Raw genomic sequence first — 18,755 nt, forward strand, 5'->3', positions numbered from 1 at the left:
CGGGCGGCCGGTTCGGCCTCAGTCGAGGTAGCCGCGGAGCTGGTCGGCGAAGGCGTGGTCGCGGAGTTTTCCGAGGGTCTTGGATTCGATCTGCCGGATGCGTTCGCGGGTGACGCCGAAGATCCGGCCTATCTCCTCCAGGGTGCGGGGGCGGCCGTCGGCGAGGCCGTAGCGGAGCTGGACGACCTTGCGTTCGCGTTCGCCGAGGGTGGACAGGACCGCGTCGAGGTGTTCGCGGAGCAGCAGGAACGCGGCGGATTCCACGGGTGAGGCGGCGTCGCCGTCCTCGATGAGGTCGCCGAGGGCGACGTCGTCCTCCTCGCCGACGGGGGCGTGCAGGGAGACCGGTTCCTGGGCCAGCCGCAGGACGTCGATGACACGTTCGGGGGTGAGGCCGAGGTGGGCGGCCACCTCCTCGGGGGTGGGTTCGTAGCCGCGTTCCTGGAGCATCCTGCGCTGGACCCGGACGACGCGGTTGATCAGTTCGACGACGTGGACCGGGACGCGGATGGTGCGGGCCTGGTCGGCGAGGGCGCGGGACATCGCCTGGCGGATCCACCAGGTCGCGTAGGTGGAGAACTTGTAGCCGCGGGCGTAGTCGAACTTCTCGACGGCGCGGATCAGTCCGAGGTTGCCCTCCTGGACGAGGTCGAGCATGGTCAGGCCGCGGCCGACGTAGCGTTTGGCGACGGAGACCACCAGCCGCAGGTTGGACTCGATCAGGCGGCGTTTGGCGATCCGGCCGCGGACCACCAACGTGTCGAGGTCGTGGGCGAGTTGGGAGTCGAGGTCGGGGGTGCGGGTGAGTTTCTCCTCGGCGAAGAGGCCGGCTTCGACGCGGCGGGCCAGGTCGACTTCCTCGGCGGCGGTGAGCAGCGGGATCCGGCCGATCTCGCGGAGGTACTGGCGGAAGAGGTCGGAGGAGGGGCCGCCGGTGTCCGGGCGGGGCGCGGGGTCCGCGGTGTCCGTGGAGTCCGCGGTGTCCGTGGGGTCGGTCGCGTCGGTCGCGTCGGTCGCGTCGGCCTGTTCAGCGGCGTCGGTCGGGTCCGGGGCGTCGGGGTGCTCCGGGGGGATCTCCGCGGCGAGGAGTTCGGCGGCGGGGGGTTCGGCCTGCTGCGGCACCGTGACGGGCGCGGTCAGCAGGCCGGTATCGGGCGGGGCGGCCGGTGCGTCGCCGGCAGGTGCGGCGGAGAGGGTCCGGGTCTGCACGGGGGCGACCTCCAGGTGATCGCGGCTGGGGCGGCACGAGGACCGGGCGGAGGCGGCCGAGCCGCCGGAGCCGCCGCACGGTCACACGCGGCGGCGCGGGGGCTCACGGCCCGCACGGCGGCGCGTACGGGCGGATGTGCCGCGCTCCGGGGACTTACGGCACCGCTCCTCAGTGTGGAGTACGACACATGTCCGCCACGAGGGGCGTGCGAGCACTTTTTGAGTCCGGTCCGTGACCGAATGGCTACCCGGAGGTGGCGGAGGGGGGCGGCGGGGTTCCCGGGGCGGGTGGGGCGGTCGTACGGAGTGGGGCTCAGAGGGCGGCGGCGCCGCGTTCGCGGAGGGACTGGCCGTACTGCTGGAGGACCCAGAGTTCGTTCTGGACGGCGGCGAGTTGCTGGGGGTCGGCGCGCGGGCCCAGCCGCTGGAGGGTCCCGCGGATCTCCGTGACGCGTTGGTTGACGGCGGCGAGGCGGACGGCGACCAACTGGACGCCGGCGTACGCCTCGTCGGGGTCGCGGCGGGTGTGCAGCGGTTCCACGGCCAGCTCGGTGACCATGGCGCGGACGGTGTCGTCGGGGGCGGCGTCGCGCACCCGGGCCAGATAGTCGCCGTCGGCGGATCCGGCGGAGGCGCCGCCGGCCTCCTCGATGCACTGCCGGACGACGGCGTACGGGGGTGCGGTGAACTCGTCGGCGCCGTAGGCGTCGAAGGCCGGGGAGACCAGGTCGGGGCGCTGGAGGGCGAGCTTGAGGAGTTCGCGTTCGACGCGGTGGGCGGGGCTGCGGAGGTTGAGGGCGGGGCCGCCGGCGCCGGGCGCGGGGCGCTGCGGCTCGGCGGCGGGGGGTGCGTCGTGGCGCTGCGGGCGGCCCTGACCGGGGCCGCCGTCGCGACCGCGCTCGCGGGCCCAGCGGGCGAGCTGGGCGACTCGGCGGACGACGAACTGGGTGTCCAGGATGCCGAGAATGCCGGCCAACTGGACGGCGGACTCGTGCTGGATGGCGCTGTTCTTGATGCGGGCGACGATGGGGGCGGCCTCGTCGAGGGCGGCGGCCCGGCCGACGGGGGTGTCGAGGTTGTGCCGGGAGACGACCTGGCGGAGCGCGAACTCGAAGAGCGGGGTGCGGGACTCGACGAGGTCGGCGACGGCCTGGTCGCCCTTGGCGAGCCGCAGGTCGCAGGGGTCCATGCCGCCGGGGGTGATGGCGATGGAGGTCTCGGCGGCGAACTTCTGGTCGTCCTCGAAGGCGCGCAGGGCGGCCTTCTGGCCGGCGGCGTCGCCGTCGAAGGTGAAGACCACCTCGGAGCCGGAGTTGTCCATCAGCAGCCGGCGGAGGATCTTGATGTGGCCCTCGCCGAAGGCGGTGCCGCAGGTGGCGATGGCGGTGGTGATCCCGGCGAGGTGGCAGGCCATGACGTCGGTGTAGCCCTCGACGACCACCGCGCGGCTGCTCTTGGCGATCTCCTTCTTGGCGAGGTCGATGCCGTAGAGGACCTGGGACTTGCGGTAGAGGGGGGTCTCGGGGGTGTTGAGGTACTTGGGGCCGTTGTCGTCGTCGCGGAGCTTGCGGGCGCCGAAGCCGACGACCTCGCCGGCGATGTCGCGGATGGGCCACATCAGGCGGCCGCGGAAGCGGTCGATGGGGCCGCGGCGGCCCTCCTGGGAGAGGCCGGAGAGGACCAGTTCCTTGTCGGTGAAGCCACGGCCGCGGAGGTAGCGGGTGAGGTGGTCCCAGCCGGCGGGGCTGTAGCCGACGCCGAAGTGCTGGGCGGCGTCCTGGGCGAAGCCGCGCTCGGCGAGGAACCGCCGGGCGATCTCCGCCTCGGGGCTCTCCAGCTGGTCGGTGTAGTACTGGGCGGCGGCCTTGTGGGCCTCGACCAGGCGGGTGCGCTCGCCCTGCTGGCGGCCGGGGGTGTAGCCGCCCTCCTCGTAGCGGAGGGTGATGCCGGCCTGGGCGGCGAGGCGCTCGATGGTCTCGGCGAAGGAGAGGTGGTCGATCTTCATGACGAAGTCGACGGTGTCGCCGCCCTCTTGGCAGCCGAAGCAGTGGTAGAGGCCCTTGGCGGGGCTCACGTGGAAGGACGGGGACTTCTCGTCGTGGAAGGGGCACAGGCCCTTGAGATTGCCACCGCCGGCGTTGCGGAGCTGGAGGTACTCGGACACGACGGCGTCGATCGGGACCGCGTCCCGTACCGCCTTCACATCGTCATCGTTGATCCTGCCTGCCACGGGTGAATTCTACGGTGGGGGTCGGACAGTCCCCGGCGGGCGAGTCCCGCCGGGGGCGGGGCGGCGCTGCCGGGCTCAGCCGAGCAGTTCCCGGAAGCGGTCCACGCCGATGTTGCCGCCGGAGACGATCACGCCGGTGCGGGCCGGCCGGGGGTCCCCCGCGGGCCGTGCGGGCGCCGGCGGAGGGCCCAGGCGGCCGGCGAGCAGGGCGGCCAGGGCGCTGGCGCCGCTGGGCTCGATGACGATCTTGAGGCGTTCGAAGGCGAAGGCCATGGCGGCGCGGATCTCGTCGTCGGTGACCAGGACCACCGAGTCGACCAGGCGCCGGTTGATCGCGAAGGTCAGCTTGCCGGGGGTCTCGACGGCCTGGCCGTCGGCGATGGTGCGGGGCACGGGGACGGCGACGCGGTGGCCGGCGGCCAGGGAGCGGCGGGTGTCGTCGCCGGCCTCGGGTTCGACGCCGATCATGCGGATACCGGGGGCCAGGGCCGTCGCGGCGGTGGCGGCGCCGGCCATCAGTCCGCCGCCGCCGACGGGCACCAGGAGGACGTCGAGCGGGCCGGTCTCCTCCAGGAGCTCCAGGGCGGTGGTGCCCTGTCCGGCGATGATGTGCGGGTGGTCGTACGGGGGGACGACGGTCAGGCCGCGCTCCTCGGAGATCCGGCGGCTGATGGCCTCGCGGTCCTCGGTGTAGCGGTCGTAGGTGACGATCTCGGCGCCGTAGCCGGCGGTGGCGTCCCGTTTGGAGCGCGGCGCGTCGGCGGGCATCACGATGACGGCGTGGGTGCCGCGTTCCCGGGCGGCGAGGGCCAGGGCCTGGGCGTGGTTGCCGGAGGAGTGGGCGACGACCCCACGGGCGAGCTGCTCGGGGGTGAGGTGGGAGAGGGCGTGATAGGCGCCGCGGAACTTGAAGGCGCCGGCCCGCTGGAAGTTCTCGCACTTGAGGAACGCCCGGGTACCGGTCCGCGCGTCAAGGGTGCGGGAGCGCAGCACGGGGGTGCGGTGGGCCACGCCGGAGAGCCGGCGGGCGGCGTCCCGGACGTCGTCGAGGGTGACGCCCGGGGTGCCGCTTCCGTCGGGGACGGCGCTGCCCTCGGAGCTGGTGGGGCTCGTGTGGCCAGGGGTCATACCTGCACGTTACGGGAGCAATGAGGCCAGCGGAATGGTGGGATCGGCCAGCCGCTCGGGCGCCAACGGGGCGCCGGCGCGGATGAGTTGCTGGATCTGTTCGGCGACGTCCCAGACGTTGACGTTCATGCCGGCCAGGACGCGCCCCTCGCGGAGCCAGAAGGCGATGAACTCCCGCTTGCCGACGTCGCCGCGGCAGACGACCTGGTCGTAGGAGCCGGGCGGGGCGTAGCCGGAGTACTCCATGCCGAGGTCGTACTGGTCGGAGAAGAAGTACGGGAGGCGGTCGTAGCTGACGTCCTGGCCGAGCATGGCGCGGGCGGCTGCCGGGCCGCCGTTGAGGGCGTTGGCCCAGTGCTCGACGCGCAGGCGGGTGTCCAGGAGGGGATGGTCGGCGGCGGCCGCGTCGCCGGCGGCGTAGATGTACGGGTCGGAGGTGCGCAGCGCGGCGTCCACGGCGATCCCGCCGCCGTCGGCGCGGTCGACGACGTCGAGGCCGGCCTGTTCGGCGAGGGCGGTGCGGGGGGCGGCACCGATGGCGGCGAGCACGTCGTGGGCGGGGTGCTCCTCGCCGTCGTCGGTGCGGACCGAGACCACCATGCCGTCCTGGCCGACGATCTCGGTGAGGCGGGCGCCGAAGTGGAAGCGGACGCCGTGATCGCGGTGCAGGTCGGCGAAGAGGGCGCCGAGTTCGGGCCCGAGGATGCCGTGCAGGGGGGTCGGGTCGGGCCCGACGATGGTGACCTCGGCGCCGTAGGAGCGGGCCGCGGCGGCGACTTCGAGGCCGATCCAGCCGGCGCCTGCGATGACCAGGTGGCCGTTCTCGCGGCCCAGGGAGGCGAGGACGCCGCGCAGTCGTTCGGCGTGGGCGAGGCGGCGCAGGTGGTGCACGCCGGCCAGGCCGGTGCCGGGGATGTCCAGGCGGCGGGGTTCGGCGCCGGTGGCCAGCAGCAGCTTGTCGTAGGCGATGAGGGTGCCGTCGCCCAGGCGGACGGTGCGGCCCGCGGGGTCCAGGTGGACGGCGGGCTGGCCCAGGTGGAGCTCGATCCGGGCCTGGGCGTAGAAGGCGGGTTCGTGGACGAAGACGCTGTCCCGTTCTTCCTTGCCGAGCAGGTACCCCTTGGAGAGCGGGGGGCGCTCGTAGGGGTGGTCGCGTTCGTCACAGATGAGGATCACCCGGCCGGTGAACCCTTCCCCGCGGAGCGTCTCCGCGGCCTTCGCTCCGGCCAGGCCACCCCCGACGATGACGAACGTCTGGTGCGTGTCGACCACTTGCTTCCTCCTCGTTGCGGTGCCGTACGTCCGCGTCAGCGTCCGTGAACGCCCCCGTTGGTGCCCCCCGTTGGTACCCCCGTTTCCGGTGCCCCCGTTTCCCCTCGCTCCCTTGATGCGTTCGACGGATTTCGGGTTCCCGTGCGTTCGTGCGGGGACGAGCGTCCCGCACGGAGCGTGAGGGGGGAAGAGGGGCCGCCCCCCTAGGGTCACCCTGGGTTGCCCTAACCGTTACCAGGGGGACGTGTGAGGCGGGCGTGAAGAGTACGCGCGGAGGCGTCGGTGAGTGCGGCGATCTGGTCGATCACGGCGCGCATCCGGGCCCCGTCGTCGGGGGCCGTATCGAACAGCGAACGGAACTGTGGATCAAGGCCGTCAGGGGCCCGGGCGAGCAGCGCCTCGGCGAGTTCGGCGATCACCACGCGCTGGTCGGCGCGGAGCGCCTCCTGGTCCGGGCGCTGTATCACGTAGCGGTCGGCGACGGCCTTGAGAACGGCGCATTCCAGGCGGGTTTCGGCCGGAACCACCAGCTCCGCCGCGTACCGCGTGAGCCGCCCGCTGCCGTGGCGGGCCCGCGTCGCGCCCTCGGCGGCCAGGCAGAAACGGCCGATGAGTTGGCTGGTGGCGTCCTTGAGGCGGGCCTGGGCGAGCGCCGAGCCGTCGTAGCCGTGCGGCCACCACACCTGCTCCAGGAGGCGGTCCAGGGCGGCGGCGAGGTCCGCCTCGCCGGCGCCGGGGGCGTAGCGCTCCGCGGCGACCGCGAAGATCTCGGCGCGTTCGGGGTCGGCGAGCAGGACGTTGGGGTCCAGGTGGCCGGCGTGCAGCCCGTCCTCGACGTCGTGCACCGAGTAGGCGACGTCGTCGGCCCAGTCCATGACCTGCGCCTCGAAGCTGCGCCGGCCGGACGGTGCGCCCTGTCGGAACCACGCGAACACCGGCAGGTCGTCGGCGTAGACACCGAATTTCGCGGCGGCCGGTCCGTCGGGGTGCGCGCCGCGCGGCCAGGGGTACTTGGTGGCGGCGTCCAGGGCGGCGCGGGTGAGGTTGAGGCCGACGCTGACCGGGGCGCCGTCCGGGGCGGGCACGAACCGTTTGGGCTCCAGGCGGGCCAGGAGGCGCAGCGACTGGGCGTTGCCCTCGAAGCCGCCGCAGGGCGCGGCGACCTCGTTGAGGGCCTGTTCGCCGTTGTGCCCGAAGGGTGGGTGGCCGAGGTCGTGCGCCAGGCAGGCGGCCTCGACCAGGTCCGGGTCGCAGCCGAGGGCGGCGCCCAGTTCGCGGCCCACCTGGGCGCACTCCAGGGAGTGCGTCAACCGGGTGCGGGGGCTGGCGTCCCACGCCTGGGTGGCGCTGCCGGGGGTGACGACCTGGGTCTTGCCGGCGAGCCGGCGCAGTGCGGCGGAGTGCAGGACCCGGGCGCGGTCGCGTTGGAAGGCGGTGCGCCCGGGGCGTTTGTCCGGTTCGGGGACCCAGCGTTCGGTGTCCGCCGCGGTGTAACCGGGGAGCGCCGCGTGCGGATCCTGGCCGGGGCTGGGAGGAGTTGCCCGTGTTGTGCCCGTCATACCGCGACGGTAGCCGCCCTCGGGGCCTGTCCGGTGGATCAGGGTCGGGGCAGGCCGCCCCGGCGTCCCGCGACGTCCGGTGCGGTGCCTCGCGGGGCGCCGGGACGGCCCGAGCGGGGCTCCTCCCCTGCCCTTCGGCCGCGGGAGGAGCTGCGGGAGGAGCTATCGGGACGGTGCGGCAACGCGGCGAGGCGCCGTACCGGACGCCGCGGTCCCGGCCGTGACCCCCGTCCGCCGGGCAGGCCATGGGCCCTCGGTGCGGGATCCGGTGCGGGCGCGCAGCGCCTGGTCGTAGCGGTGCAGTACGAGGCGGGCCAGCGCCGGGTGGTCGCCCAGGGGCGCGGCGGCGGGGCCGGGGGCGAGCGCCGCGCAGCGGTCGGCGAAGCGGCCGGGGGCGGCGAAGCAGGCGGCGACGGCGATGTCGCGGGGGCGGTGGCCGCGGTCGGCCAGCGCGCGGACGGCATCGGGGACGGTCAGGGCGGCGGCAATCCGGGAGGGGCGACGCGAAGCGTCTCCGTCCGGGGCGGTGGCGGGCGACGGGTGGGCGAAGGCGGGCAGGACGGGGACGCCGCCTAGGCGGGCGGAGAGCAGTTCGGCGGTGCGGGCGGTGTCCAGGGCGGAGCGGGGGGCGCGGGAGCCGGCGGCGGCCAGGACGACGGCGGGGCGGCCGGTGTCGTGGGGGCGGGCGGGGAAGCCGGCCTCCAGGAGGCGGCCGTGCAGTGCCTCCGCCAGGAGGGCGTGCGGGCCCAGCGGGGCCGCTATCAGGCCGCTGAGGTGCGGGGCGGCGGCGAGCGCGGCGGGCAGGTCGTGGGTGACGTGGTGGCCGCGGCCGAAGAGCAGCGGCACCAGGACGACCTCGCCGATGCCCTCGTCGCGCAGCCCGGCGAGGGTGTCGGCGAGCAGCGGCCGGTCGAGCTCGATGTGGCCGAGGCGGACGGGGAGGCCGGGGCGGAGCGCGCGGATCGCGGCGAGGAGGGCCCGCACGGTGGGGGCGGCCCCGGGGTGGCGGCTGCCGTGCGCGACGGCCACGAGGGCGGGGGGTGGTGCGGCGGGGCGGCGGCGGGCGTGCAGCCGGACGGTGCGGAGCCGGTTGCTGAGTTCGGCGGTGATCTCGGCGGCGAGGCCGGCGGCGCCCACGGGTGCGCAGGGCGCGGGGTGCGGGCCGGGTACCTGCGGGGAGGTGGCGGGGCTCGGTTCCGGTGCGGGCTGGTTCGCTGTCGACGCCGTCATGGGCCGAGGCTGGCAGCCGGTCGTTGCGGTTCCGTTTCCCGCCGGGGAACTCCGTGTACCGCGGCCCTGCTGCCGGCCTCCCGGCCCGTGGGAGGACTCCGCCGCGCGCCGGAAACCGGGGCGACGTGCCGGCGCAACACGCCCGTTCCACGCTGACCGGCATGACTGCCGCCGACACCGCCACGGTCGAGACCCACTGCCCCTACTGCGCCCTTCAGTGCGGCATGGGACTGCGGCCCACCACCGGGGTGGACGGTCCGCCCGTGGAGGTCGTGGAGCGCCCTGACTTCCCCGTCAACCGGGGCGCGCTGTGCGGCAAGGGGCGGACCGCGTCCGAACTGCTCGCACCCGGGGCGCGGTTGGTCTCCCCTCTGGTGCGCGACCCGGACACCGGGGAGCTGGTGCCGGCCGGTTGGGACACCGCCCTGGACCGGGTCGCGGAGGGGCTGCGGCGGGCCGGGGCGGTGTACGGGCGGGACGCGGTCGGGGTGTTCGGCGGTGGCGGGCTGACCAACGAGAAGGCATATGCGCTGGGGAAGTTCGCCCGGGTGGTGCTGGGCACCTCGCAGATCGACTACAACGGCCGGTTCTGCATGTCGTCGGCCGCGGCGGCGCAGGGCCGCGCGTTCGGGCTGGACCGGGGGCTGCCGTTCCCGCTGGCCGATGTGGCGCGTACCGGGTGCGTGCTGCTGGTCGGCTCCAACCTGGCGGAGACCATGCCGCCGGCGTTGCGCTACCTGACCGAGCTGAAGGAGAACGGCGGTCGGCTGATCGTCGTCGATCCGCGCCGGACCCGCACTGCCGAGCAGGCCGATCTGCATCTGGCGCCGCGTCCGGGCACGGACCTGGCGCTGGCGTTGGGGCTGCTGCACCTGGTGGTCGCCGAGGGGCGCGTGGACGAGGAGTTCGTCGCCGGGCGCACCACCGGCTGGCCGGCGGCGCGGGCCGCCGCGATGGCGCACTGGCCGGAACTGGTCGAGCGCCTCACCGGCATACCGGTGCCGCAACTCCGCGAGGCCGTGCGGATGTTCTGCGACGCACCGTCCTCGATGGTGCTGACCGCGCGCGGCCCGGAACAGCAGGCGAAGGGCACCGACACCGTAGGGGCGTGGATCAACCTGTGCCTGGCCACCGGGCGGGCGGGCCGGGAGCTGTCCGGTTACGGCTGCCTGACCGGTCAGGGCAACGGTCAGGGAGGCCGGGAACACGGCCAGAAGGCGGACCAGTTGCCCGGCTACCGGCGGCTGGACGATCCGGCGGCCCGCCGCCATGTGGCGGCGGTGTGGGGAGTGGACCCCGACGCGCTCCCCGGGCCGGGCCGCAGCGCCTACGAGCTCCTGGACGCGCTGGGCGGGGACGTCCGGGCGCTGCTGCTGATGGGGTCCAACCCGGTGGTGTCCGCGCCGCACGCCGCCCATGTGGAGGAGCGGATCCGGGCGCTGGACTTCCTGGCGGTGGCGGACGTGGTGCTGTCCGAGACGGCGGCGCTGGCGGACGTGGTGCTGCCCGTCGCCCAGTGGGCGGAGGAGACCGGGACGACGACCAATCTGGAGGGCCGGGTGCTGCTGCGCCGCCGGGCCCTGGACCCGCCGCCCGGGGTCCGCACGGACCTGGCGGTGCTCGGCGGGCTGGCGGCGCGCCTGGGGCACCCGGTGGGCTTCCCGACCGAGCCGGCGGAGGTCTTCGAGGAGCTGCGGCGCGCGTCGGCGGGCGGTCCGGCGGACTACTCGGGCATCACCTACGCCCGACTCGCGGCGGGGGACGGGGTGTTCTGGCCGTGCCCGGCGGAACGGGCGGACGCGGCGGGGACGGCGACCGCGCCGGAGGCCGCGGCGCGGGCCGGCGCGCAGGTCGCGTCATCGGCCACCGCGGCGGCCGCCCCGGAAGCCGCGGCGCGGGCCGTGACGGGGGCACAGGCGGCCGTCGGGGACCCGGTCGGACTCCCGATCCACCCCGGCACGCCCCGGCTCTTCCTGGAGCGGTTCGCGACGCCCGACGGCCGGGCCCGGTTCGTGCCCGTCACGCACCGCCCGGCGGACGAGGAGACCGACGCCGGGTATCCGGTGGTGCTGACGACGGGGCGGGTGCTGGCCCAGTACCAGTCGGGGGCCCAGACCCGCCGGGTGGCCGCGCTGAACGCCGCCGAGCCCGGCCCCTACGTCGAGCTCCACCCGAGGCTGGCGGACCGGCTCGGCGTCGCCGACGGCGAGCCGGTCGCGGTGGTCTCCCGGCGCGGCCGGGCGGTGGCGCCGGCCCGGGTGAGCCCGGCGATCCGCCCGGACACGGTGTTCATGCCGTTCCACTGGCCGGGCGAGGGCCGTGCCAACAGCCTCACCAACCCGGCGCTCGACCCGGTGTCCCGGATGCCGGAGTTCAAGGTGTGCGCCGTACGGATCGAGCGGCTGGAGCGGTAGGCGTACGGGTGCGCCGGTCAGCAAGCGTCCAGTTCCTTCAGGTAGGCGGCGCGGGTCTCCTCGTCGAGGAAGGACGCCAGGAAGGAGTTGCGGGCGAGCGTCCGCAGCGTCGCGTCGTCCAGGCCGAGGGCGTCCCGCACGGCGGTGAAGTTGTCGTCGGCGTACCCGCCGAAGTAGGCCGGGTCGTCGGAGTTGACGGTGACCAGCAGCCCGGCGTCCAGCATGGCGGGCAGCGGGTGGTCGGCGAGGTCGTCGACCACCCGGAGCCGGACGTTGGACAGCGGGCAGACGGTGAGCGGGATCCGGTCGGCCACCAGGCGGGCGACCAGGCGCTCGTCCTCCATGCAGCGCACCCCGTGGTCGACCCGGTCCACGCCCAGGAGGTCCAGCGCCTCCCACACGTATGCCGCCGGGCCCTCCTCGCCCGCGTGGGCCACGCACTTGAGGCCGGCTTCCCGGGCCAGCGCGAAGACCTCCTGGAACTTCGACGGCGGGTGGCCGACCTCGGCCGAGTCCAGGCCGACGGCGGTGATCCGGTCCAGGTAGGGGCGGGCCGCCTCGAAGGTCGCCAGGGCCGACTCGGCGCTCTCGTCGCGCAGGAAGCACATGATCAGCCGGGTGGTGATGCCGTACGCCTCCGGGGCGGCGTCCAGGGCCCGGGCCAGGCCGCGGATGACCGTGCCGAGGGGGACACCGCGGGAGGTGTGCGCCTGCGGGTCGAAGAAGATCTCGGCGTGCCGTACGCCCTGCTCCTTGGCGCGCGCCAGGTAGGCGTGCGCGAGGTCGGCGAAGTCGTCCTCGGTGCGCAGCACCTCCATCAGCGCGTAGTAGAGGTTCAGGAAGGACTGCAGGTCGCTGAAGGAGTAGGCGCGGCGGAGCTCGTCCTCGGTGGCGTAGGGCAGCGTGACGCCGTTGCGTTCGGCGAGCGTGAAGGCCAGGCCGGGCTCCAGGGTGCCCTCGATGTGGAGGTGCAGCTCGGCCTTGGGGAGGGGGCGGTGGGCGGGGGCGCTCGCGGGGGTGGAGGGCACGGGGTCACACCTGTTCTGCTGTGCTGCCGGACGGGGTTCCTGCTCGGGCCGTGCGAAGCGACGTGCGCCTTACTGGACGAGTCGCCCGTACGGGACGAGTCGTCCAGGTTATCCGGGGGACCTGCGGGCGGCGCGGCCGGTCCACTCTCCGCAGGCGATCGGCGTGCCGGCGGCCCGCAGGCGGGTGGCGAGGGGTTCGGCAGCCAGGTAGACCCAGGCCCGGACGGTCCTGCCGTCCGGGCAGACCGCCTCGGTGGCCACCCGCTCGTAGAGGTTGCCGGCGCCCGCCGGGGAACCCGGGGTGTAGCCCTCCAGCCGGTCCAGCGCGGCGCGGACGGCGTCGTACTCGGCGTCGCGGGGGCGGACCAGTGCGCCGTGCACCACCGCGTCGGCGGGCCCGGCGGTGGCGTACGGGTATCCGGGGCCCTCGTAGAGCAGCGCGCCGGCGATCCGGGCCGGTTCCTCGGCGGCGGTCCGGCCGCGCAGGGTGCGGGCGTAGTTGGCCTCGCCCGGGCGCAGCGTGCCGTAGACGAAGAACGGCAGGCGCTCGGCCTCGGTGGTCATCGCGGGCCCTCCACGGGTGGGGCGGGTGTGGTGTCGCCGACGGGGACGTCGGCGCGGGCGGTGTCGTCCCAGGCGGTGCGTCCCGCTGTGACGTTGTCCACGGCGCTCCCCCACTGCAACCATGCCAGCCCGCGTCACGTCGGAGCTTGCGACATCGATCACGTGAACGGTTTCCGGCGCTCCGGGCGACGGGCACCAGGGGAACGGGGGCACGACATGCGGGGGCTGTGGGCGCGTCTCGGGTGGATACGGCGCGTGCGGCTGCCGCGGAGCCGGCGCGGGCAGCGGCGGGCGTTCCAGGTGCTCGTGGCGCTGACGGTGCTCGCGCTGCTGCCGGCGACCTGGCTGAACGCCACCGCCGGCCCGCGCGTCCGCACGGTCGCCGATGTGCCGGCCGCCCCGGTGGCGGTGGTCTTCGGCGCGGGCCTGTGGAACGGCGAACCGTCGCCGTACCTGGCCCATCGGCTGGACGCCGCCATCCGGCTCTACCAGGGCGGCCGGGTGCGCGCCGTCCTGGTCACCGGCGACAACAGCCGCCATGACTACGACGAGCCGGACGCGATGCGCGGCTATCTGGTGCGGCACGGCGTCCCGGCCCACAAGATCGTCAGCGACTACGCGGGCTTCGACACCTGGGACTCCTGCACGCGCGCCCATCGGATCTTCGGGGTGGACCGGGCGGTGCTGGTCAGCCAGGGATTCCACATCCGGCGGGCGCTGGCGCTGTGCACGGCGGCCGGGATCGACGCGTACGGCGTGGGGGTCGCCGCCGACCACGACGTGACCTGGGCGTACGGCGGGGTGCGGGAGATCTTCGCGGCGGGCAAGGCGACCGCGGAGGCGGTGCTGCGGCCCGATCCGCACTTCCTCGGCCCCAAGGAGAAGGGCCTGACGGCGGCGCTCCGTTAGGGCGCCACCACCCGGCCCTCCTCAGTGGCGGGGGGGCTGCTATCCGCTCGTCCCGCTCGCCCCCTCCTGCTGGGCCTGGGTGGCGCGGTCGTAGAGGTCGAGGATCTCCTTCCCGAAGTACGGGCTGTAGGAGGTCCGGTCGCTGTGCGGGCCGCTGGGGCCGCCGCCGTTGACGCCGCCGATGACGCCGATGACCTGGCCGGTGTGGGTTTGCGGGTCGATGTTGGTCAGCCAGGGGCCGCCCGAGGTGCCCCCGTAGAACCCGTTGCACTCCATGCGGAGTTGGCGGGTGCCCTCCAGGCGCGCGGTGGTGGCGGAGCAGCGCACGGCCCGGTCCTGCGGGTCGCTGTGGACGCTGGGGTAGCCGATGACGCTCACCTGGTTGCGGTAACCGGGCGTCGCGGTCAGGACGTTGCCACCGGTGACGTCCTCGATGCGCCGGCCGGAGTCGTCCGGGGCGACGGTGGCGAAGGCGAAGTCGAGGTCGGCACCGGTGCCGGTGGTGCCGCGGTCGGCGTAGGCGAAGCTGTCCTCGATGGCCCACACCCCGTAGGGCTGGGTGTCCACCCCCGACTGGTACTGGGGGACGAACGCGGCGCGCGCTCCCGGGTTGCAGTGCCCGGCGGTGAGGAGCAGGTTGCCGCGCGGGCTGTGCACCACACTGGCGGTGCAGTGGTGCTCGCGGGCCTCCCCGTCCACGGAGAACAGCACGCCGACGGACGGGATGCCGTCGAAGTGCTCGGCGGTCGGCGCGAGTTGGTTGGACGCGCTGGGCCGCCCGGTGCCGCGCACGGGCGGGGCGGCCTCGGCCATCCGCCGCGGGGTCCAGAACGCCTTGGCGTCCTTGTTGGTCCAGGTGGCACGGGGTTGGGACTCGTGGGTGAAGGTGGACTGGGTGCCGTGGGCACCGGGGTCGGTCTCGGCCGCGTGGCTCACCGGGGAGGTGGCGAGGCCGAAGGCCATGCCCAGGGCGATGGTCACCGCCCTGCTCCGTCGGCGCGCCCGGACGTCGGCCCGGTGCCGCCCGCGGGGCGGTCTCGGCACATCGGCCGCATCCGGCCCGTCAGTTGCCCGCGGCCCGCCAGTTGTCCTCGACACGTCAGTTGCCCTCCGCGGATCGGCCGCCTTCAACTCGCCCGCCGTCCTGGACACGTCGGCCGCCCTCGACACGTCGACCGCCCTCGGCACGTCAGCTGCCCTCGGCACGTCAGCTCGTCTCCTCTGCGACCCAGGCGAGGTATCCGGCGCCACCGTGGGTGACCGGGGTCGCGATGATCTCCGGGGTCTCGTAGTCGTGCGCGTCGAGGAGGTACGCCTCCAGCGCCGCGTAGCGCGCGCTCGCCGTCTTGAACAGCACCTGCCACTCCTGGTTGGTCTCCACGGCGCCGTCCCAGCGGAACACCGAGGTCACCGGCGCGCTGATCTGGGCGCAGGCGGCGAGCCGGCCCTCGATGGCCCCGCGTGCCAGCCGCTCCGCCTTCTGCTCGCTGTCGGTGGTCGTCATCACGGTCAGGAACCGCGCCGCGGGCCCGTCCGGGGCGGATGCGGCGGAGGGTTCGTTCAACGCGGTGGGGTCGGCCACGGTTACACAGCCTTCACGGTCGGTGTGGGGGTGGGACTGGTGGGTCGCACGATTCGGCCTCCGGCCCGTCGATCTATCAATCTTTCGATCAAGGGATCGCCTCGCATCGTACGGACCGTGGAGATCAACTAGCGCACGGCGGGCCGCCTGTTACCGGCAAGCACCCGGACGTCCCATTGCGTCCCGGATCCACCGACACCGCCATGGAACGTCCCGGTTGCGCCGTGCGGGGCACGGAGAACGATGGGAGGGGAAGCCCGGCCGTCGGTCCAGGCGCGAAAGCCGGCCGGTCCGCATCCGAAAGGCGAGCGCGATGGTGAATCTCGAAACACTCGTCCGCGACCAGCTCGACGACGCCAGAGCCTCCGCACACGGGCGCAGCGCCCATCTGTTCATCCACGACGGGCCGCTGCGGCAGACCGTGATCGCGCTGCTCGCGGGCACCTCGCTGGACGAGCACAACACGCCGCCGGCGGCGAGCCTTCAGATCCTGTGCGGCCGGGTCCGGCTGACCGGCCAGGGCGGCGGCCAGGAACTGATCGCCGGCAATGTCACGGCGATCCCGCACGCGCGGCACGGCCTGCAGGCGATCGAGGACTCCGTGGTGCTGCTGACGGCCGTCACGGAGGTGCGCGAGCGGGCACGGGGCGTCGCGGTGGGCGCGGCGGCCCGCACCTGACGACGGCCGCCACGGCGATCCCCACAGCGACACGGTGATCTCCACGGCGGTCTCCACAGCAAGATTTCGACCCTTCATGTTTTTCCGAATGTTCCGTACCATCGATTCATGAGCAGCCTGAAGCGACCCGTCCCGCCGAACCGACCGGACCCACCGAACCGGCCGGATCCGCCAAGTCCGCGGCAGCCACCGAGTCCGCGGCGTCGGCACGGCCCGCCGGCGCCCCGTGCCCGGCGCGCCGTGCAGTTGACCGGAGCCAGGGAGACCCTGCTCGCGACGCTCTACGGCCGCGCCCTCGACTGCCGCGCGCCACGGCCGATCCTCGGCGACCGGTTGGCCGTCGACGCCGTGCGGCAGCTCGACTACGACTTCAGGAAACTGCGGGTGGGGCCCGGCGCCGCGGCCGCAGTCGCCCTCCGCGCCCGGCAGTTGGACCGCTGGACGGCCCGCTTCCTCGCCGAACACCCGGACGCGACGGTGCTGCACCTCGGCTGCGGCCTCGACACCCGGGTCCAGCGCCTCGCCCCCGGCCCCGGGGTGCGGTGGTTCGACGTCGACTTCCCCGAGGTCATCGAGCTCAGGGCGCAGCTCTTCACCGCGCCGCCGGGATACACCGCCGTTCCCTCGTCCGTCACCGACCCGGCCTGGGTGACCGACATCCCCGCGGACCGGCCCACCCTCGTCGTGGCCGAGGGACTGCTGATGTACCTCACCGAGCGGGACGGCACCGCGCTGCTCCGCCGACTGATGGCGCACGCACCCGGCGGCGGGCTGGCGTTCGACTTCCTCAGCCGCTTCGCGGTCCGCGCGGCGCGCCTCAACACCGTCATCATCCGGACCGGCTCGACGCTCCACTGGGGCGGCGGCCCCGCGGACATCGCCCAGCTGCACCCCGGGCTGGAGATCGTCGAGACCTTCAGCTCCGTGGAGATACCGGACATCACCAGGATCCCCGCGCGCTATCGGACCGTGGCCCGACTCGCGGCCCTCATACCCGGCGTCCGGGAGATGTCCCGGCTCTACAACTGCCGCTTCTGAACGCCTCCTTGTCCCGCACCTCGGACCCCGGGCCTCCGAGCCGACTGCGGACCTCCGCGCCCTCTCAGGCGGCGAGCCACTGGTCGTAGGCCAGCTTGCACAGGAGGACGATGACGACGAGGACGAGCACCCCGCGGACGAAGCCGGTGCCCCGCTTGAGGGCCATCCTGGCGCCGACCATGCCGCCGACGAGGTTGAAGAGGCCGAGCAACGCCCCCAGTTGCCACAGGATCGTGCCCTGGAGGGCGAACATCGTCAGGGCGCCGATGTTGGTGCAGACGTTGACGACCTTGGCGGTGGCGGACGAGGTGACCAGGTCCATGTGGAGCACCGCGGCGAGCGCGATGACCAGGAAGGCGCCGGTACCAGGGCCGATCAGGCCGTCGTAGAAGCCGATCACCAGCCCCGCCACGAGGATCGCCGCCAGCACACGGCGCCGGGAGACCGGGCCCGACGGCGCGACGGCGGTCCCGAAGGTCGGGCGGACGAGGACGAAGACGAGCACGCCGAGCAGAACGGCCATGATCAGCGGTCGCAGCACCTGGCTGTTGATCCCGGCCGCGAAGAACGCCCCGCCCAACGAACCGGCCATCGCCGCGACACCGATGCGCAGTGCGGTGCCGACGTCGATCGGCGCCTTGCGGACGTAGGTGATGGCGGCCGCGGCGGTGCCGACGACCGCGGTCGATTTGTTGGTGCCGAGGACGAACACGGTCGGCACCTGCGGAAGGCCCACCAGGAGGGCCGGGAGCAACAACAGCCCGCCGCCGCCCACCACCGCGTCGATCCATCCCGCGGCGAGGGCGGCCAGAGCGAGCAGGGCCAGCGTGAACAGCGATATGTCAGTGGGCACCAGGTGATCTTATGAAGGAGTCCCGGTGTCCGCCGGCGTGCTGTCTATGCTCCGGGGCATGGATACGCAGCCGAGCCCCGACGTCCCCACGGGCCCCGACGCCTCGACGGGCCCCGAGGCGCCCATGAGCTACGGGCCGCACGGGGAGCCCACAGCGGGCGAGAGGGCCCGGGCGGCCTTCTCCCTCGGGGGGACGCTGACCGTGGGGCGGTTGGGGTTCGGGACCGGCGGTCTGGTCGGCCCCGGGTACTGGGGGCCGCGGCACGACGACCCGGAGCGGTCGCTTGCGGTGCTGCGACGGGCCGTGGACCGCGACGTGACGCTGATCGACACCGCCGACAACTACGGCCCGGACGTGGCCGAGGAGTTGGTGGCCCGCGCCCTGCATCCGTATCCGGCCGGGCTGGTGATCGCGACGAAGGGCGGAGTCGTCCGCACCGGCCCGAACATCTGGCACGTCGCCGGCCGCCCGGAGCAGCTGCGCGCCATGTGCGAGGCGAGCCTGCGGCGGCTCAGGACGGACACCATCGACCTCTACCAGCTGCACCGGCTGGACCCCGACGTCCCGATGGCGGACCAGCTGGGCGCCCTGCTGGAGCTCCAACAGGCCGGGAAGATCCGCCACATCGGCCTGGACAGCATCAGCGCAGCCGAGCTGACCCGGGCCCGGGAGCTGGCCCCGATCGCCTCCGTGCAGAACCGCTACAACCTGCTGGACCGCGCCTCCGAGGACGTACTGCGGCTCTGCGAGCGGACCGGGACGGCGTTCCTGCCGTGGTTCCCGCTGGGCAACGGCACACTGACCGGCGGCGGGAACCCCGGCCACCCCGCCACCGACACCCTGGCCCCGATCGCCGCGGCACACGGCGCGACGTCCGGCCAGATCGCCCTGGCCTGGCTCCTCCACCACTCCCCCGCCCTGCTCCCGACCCCCGGCACCAGCTCCCCCGCCCACCTCGACGAGAACCTGTCGGCGGCCCGGATCACCCTCACGGCACAGCAGTTGGCACAACTCGACGCGCTGGGCGACGCCCCGAACGAATAAGACGAACCGCATGAA

Annotated in this window: 16 protein-coding genes; 5 read left to right on the top strand and 11 right to left on the bottom strand. The window is 74.1% G+C overall.

Going from position 1 to position 18,755, the window contains the following annotated elements; genetic code table 11:
- Window positions 1-18: 18 nt before the first annotated feature.
- The 6 genes from JNO44_RS15885 to JNO44_RS15910 form a co-directional block, all read right to left on the bottom strand.
- Complete coding sequence (locus JNO44_RS15885; RefSeq protein ID WP_205369882.1) at window positions 19-1,224, bottom strand: RNA polymerase sigma factor; 1,206 nt, start codon at window positions 1,222-1,224, stop codon at window positions 19-21.
- Window positions 1,225-1,522: 298 nt separating this feature from the next.
- Entirely contained in the window at window positions 1,523-3,439 is a 1,917-nt protein-coding gene (dnaG, locus tag JNO44_RS15890; protein WP_205364801.1) for a DNA primase, read from the bottom strand.
- Window positions 3,440-3,514: 75 nt separating this feature from the next.
- On the bottom strand, window positions 3,515-4,567 hold the full coding sequence (locus JNO44_RS15895; RefSeq protein ID WP_205364802.1) for a pyridoxal-phosphate dependent enzyme: 1,053 nt from the start codon (window positions 4,565-4,567) through the stop codon (window positions 3,515-3,517).
- 9 nt (window positions 4,568-4,576) lie between these two features.
- Window positions 4,577-5,839, bottom strand: coding sequence for an NAD(P)/FAD-dependent oxidoreductase (locus tag JNO44_RS15900; protein WP_205364803.1), 1,263 nt, complete (start codon window positions 5,837-5,839; stop codon window positions 4,577-4,579).
- 224 nt (window positions 5,840-6,063) lie between these two features.
- On the bottom strand, window positions 6,064-7,398 hold the full coding sequence (locus tag JNO44_RS15905) for a deoxyguanosinetriphosphate triphosphohydrolase (RefSeq protein WP_205364804.1): 1,335 nt from the start codon (window positions 7,396-7,398) through the stop codon (window positions 6,064-6,066).
- A 162-nt stretch (window positions 7,399-7,560) separates the two neighbouring features.
- A complete protein-coding gene (locus tag JNO44_RS15910; RefSeq protein WP_205364806.1) occupies window positions 7,561-8,628 on the bottom strand; it encodes a sirohydrochlorin chelatase in 1,068 nt (355 codons plus the stop codon).
- 161 nt (window positions 8,629-8,789) lie between these two features.
- Between JNO44_RS15910 and JNO44_RS15915 the strand changes: the two genes are divergently transcribed.
- Window positions 8,790-11,042, top strand: coding sequence for a molybdopterin oxidoreductase family protein (locus tag JNO44_RS15915; protein ID WP_205364809.1), 2,253 nt, complete (start codon window positions 8,790-8,792; stop codon window positions 11,040-11,042).
- A gap of 17 nt (window positions 11,043-11,059) precedes the next feature.
- Here the strand turns inward: JNO44_RS15915 and JNO44_RS15920 are convergent, their stop codons facing one another.
- Together JNO44_RS15920 and JNO44_RS15925 are read right to left on the bottom strand one after the other, a co-directional pair.
- Window positions 11,060-12,070, bottom strand: coding sequence for an adenosine deaminase (locus JNO44_RS15920; protein ID WP_052286905.1), 1,011 nt, complete (start codon window positions 12,068-12,070; stop codon window positions 11,060-11,062).
- Between the two features lie 108 nt (window positions 12,071-12,178).
- Window positions 12,179-12,634: a gamma-glutamylcyclotransferase family protein gene (locus JNO44_RS15925; protein WP_205364811.1), complete on the bottom strand. Its 456-nt coding sequence runs from the start codon at window positions 12,632-12,634 to the stop codon at window positions 12,179-12,181.
- Window positions 12,635-12,850: 216 nt separating this feature from the next.
- On the opposite strand from JNO44_RS15925, the gene JNO44_RS15930 reads away from it, so the two are divergent.
- Window positions 12,851-13,543, top strand: coding sequence for a SanA/YdcF family protein (locus JNO44_RS15930; RefSeq protein WP_205364813.1), 693 nt, complete (start codon window positions 12,851-12,853; stop codon window positions 13,541-13,543).
- A gap of 39 nt (window positions 13,544-13,582) precedes the next feature.
- Here the strand turns inward: JNO44_RS15930 and JNO44_RS15935 are convergent, their stop codons facing one another.
- Together JNO44_RS15935 and cutA are read right to left on the bottom strand one after the other, a co-directional pair.
- Window positions 13,583-14,524, bottom strand: coding sequence for a trypsin-like serine peptidase (locus tag JNO44_RS15935; protein ID WP_205364816.1), 942 nt, complete (start codon window positions 14,522-14,524; stop codon window positions 13,583-13,585).
- A 226-nt stretch (window positions 14,525-14,750) separates the two neighbouring features.
- A complete protein-coding gene (cutA, locus tag JNO44_RS15940) occupies window positions 14,751-15,125 on the bottom strand; it encodes a divalent-cation tolerance protein CutA (protein ID WP_203232580.1) in 375 nt (124 codons plus the stop codon).
- A gap of 313 nt (window positions 15,126-15,438) precedes the next feature.
- Here cutA and JNO44_RS15945 point away from each other — a divergent pair, with 313 nt between their 5' ends.
- A complete protein-coding gene (locus JNO44_RS15945) occupies window positions 15,439-15,804 on the top strand; it encodes a cupin domain-containing protein (protein ID WP_205364818.1) in 366 nt (121 codons plus the stop codon).
- 240 nt (window positions 15,805-16,044) lie between these two features.
- The gene (locus JNO44_RS15950; RefSeq protein WP_240167556.1) at window positions 16,045-16,842 is read left to right on the top strand and encodes a class I SAM-dependent methyltransferase; all 798 of its coding nucleotides are present in this window, start codon (window positions 16,045-16,047) and stop codon (window positions 16,840-16,842) included.
- Window positions 16,843-16,906: 64 nt separating this feature from the next.
- On the opposite strand, the gene JNO44_RS15955 is transcribed toward JNO44_RS15950, so the two are convergent.
- Window positions 16,907-17,695: a sulfite exporter TauE/SafE family protein gene (locus JNO44_RS15955; RefSeq protein ID WP_205364822.1), complete on the bottom strand. Its 789-nt coding sequence runs from the start codon at window positions 17,693-17,695 to the stop codon at window positions 16,907-16,909.
- 124 nt (window positions 17,696-17,819) lie between these two features.
- Between JNO44_RS15955 and JNO44_RS15960 the strand changes: the two genes are divergently transcribed.
- Window positions 17,820-18,740 (top strand): aldo/keto reductase, encoded by a 921-nt coding sequence (locus JNO44_RS15960; RefSeq protein ID WP_205369884.1) that lies wholly within the window; start codon window positions 17,820-17,822, stop codon window positions 18,738-18,740.
- Window positions 18,741-18,755 lie beyond the last annotated feature (15 nt).

It is taken from the genome of Streptomyces noursei (genome assembly GCF_016917755.1).
In the GTDB taxonomy this organism is placed as follows: Bacteria; Actinomycetota; Actinomycetes; order Streptomycetales; family Streptomycetaceae; genus Streptomyces; species Streptomyces yunnanensis.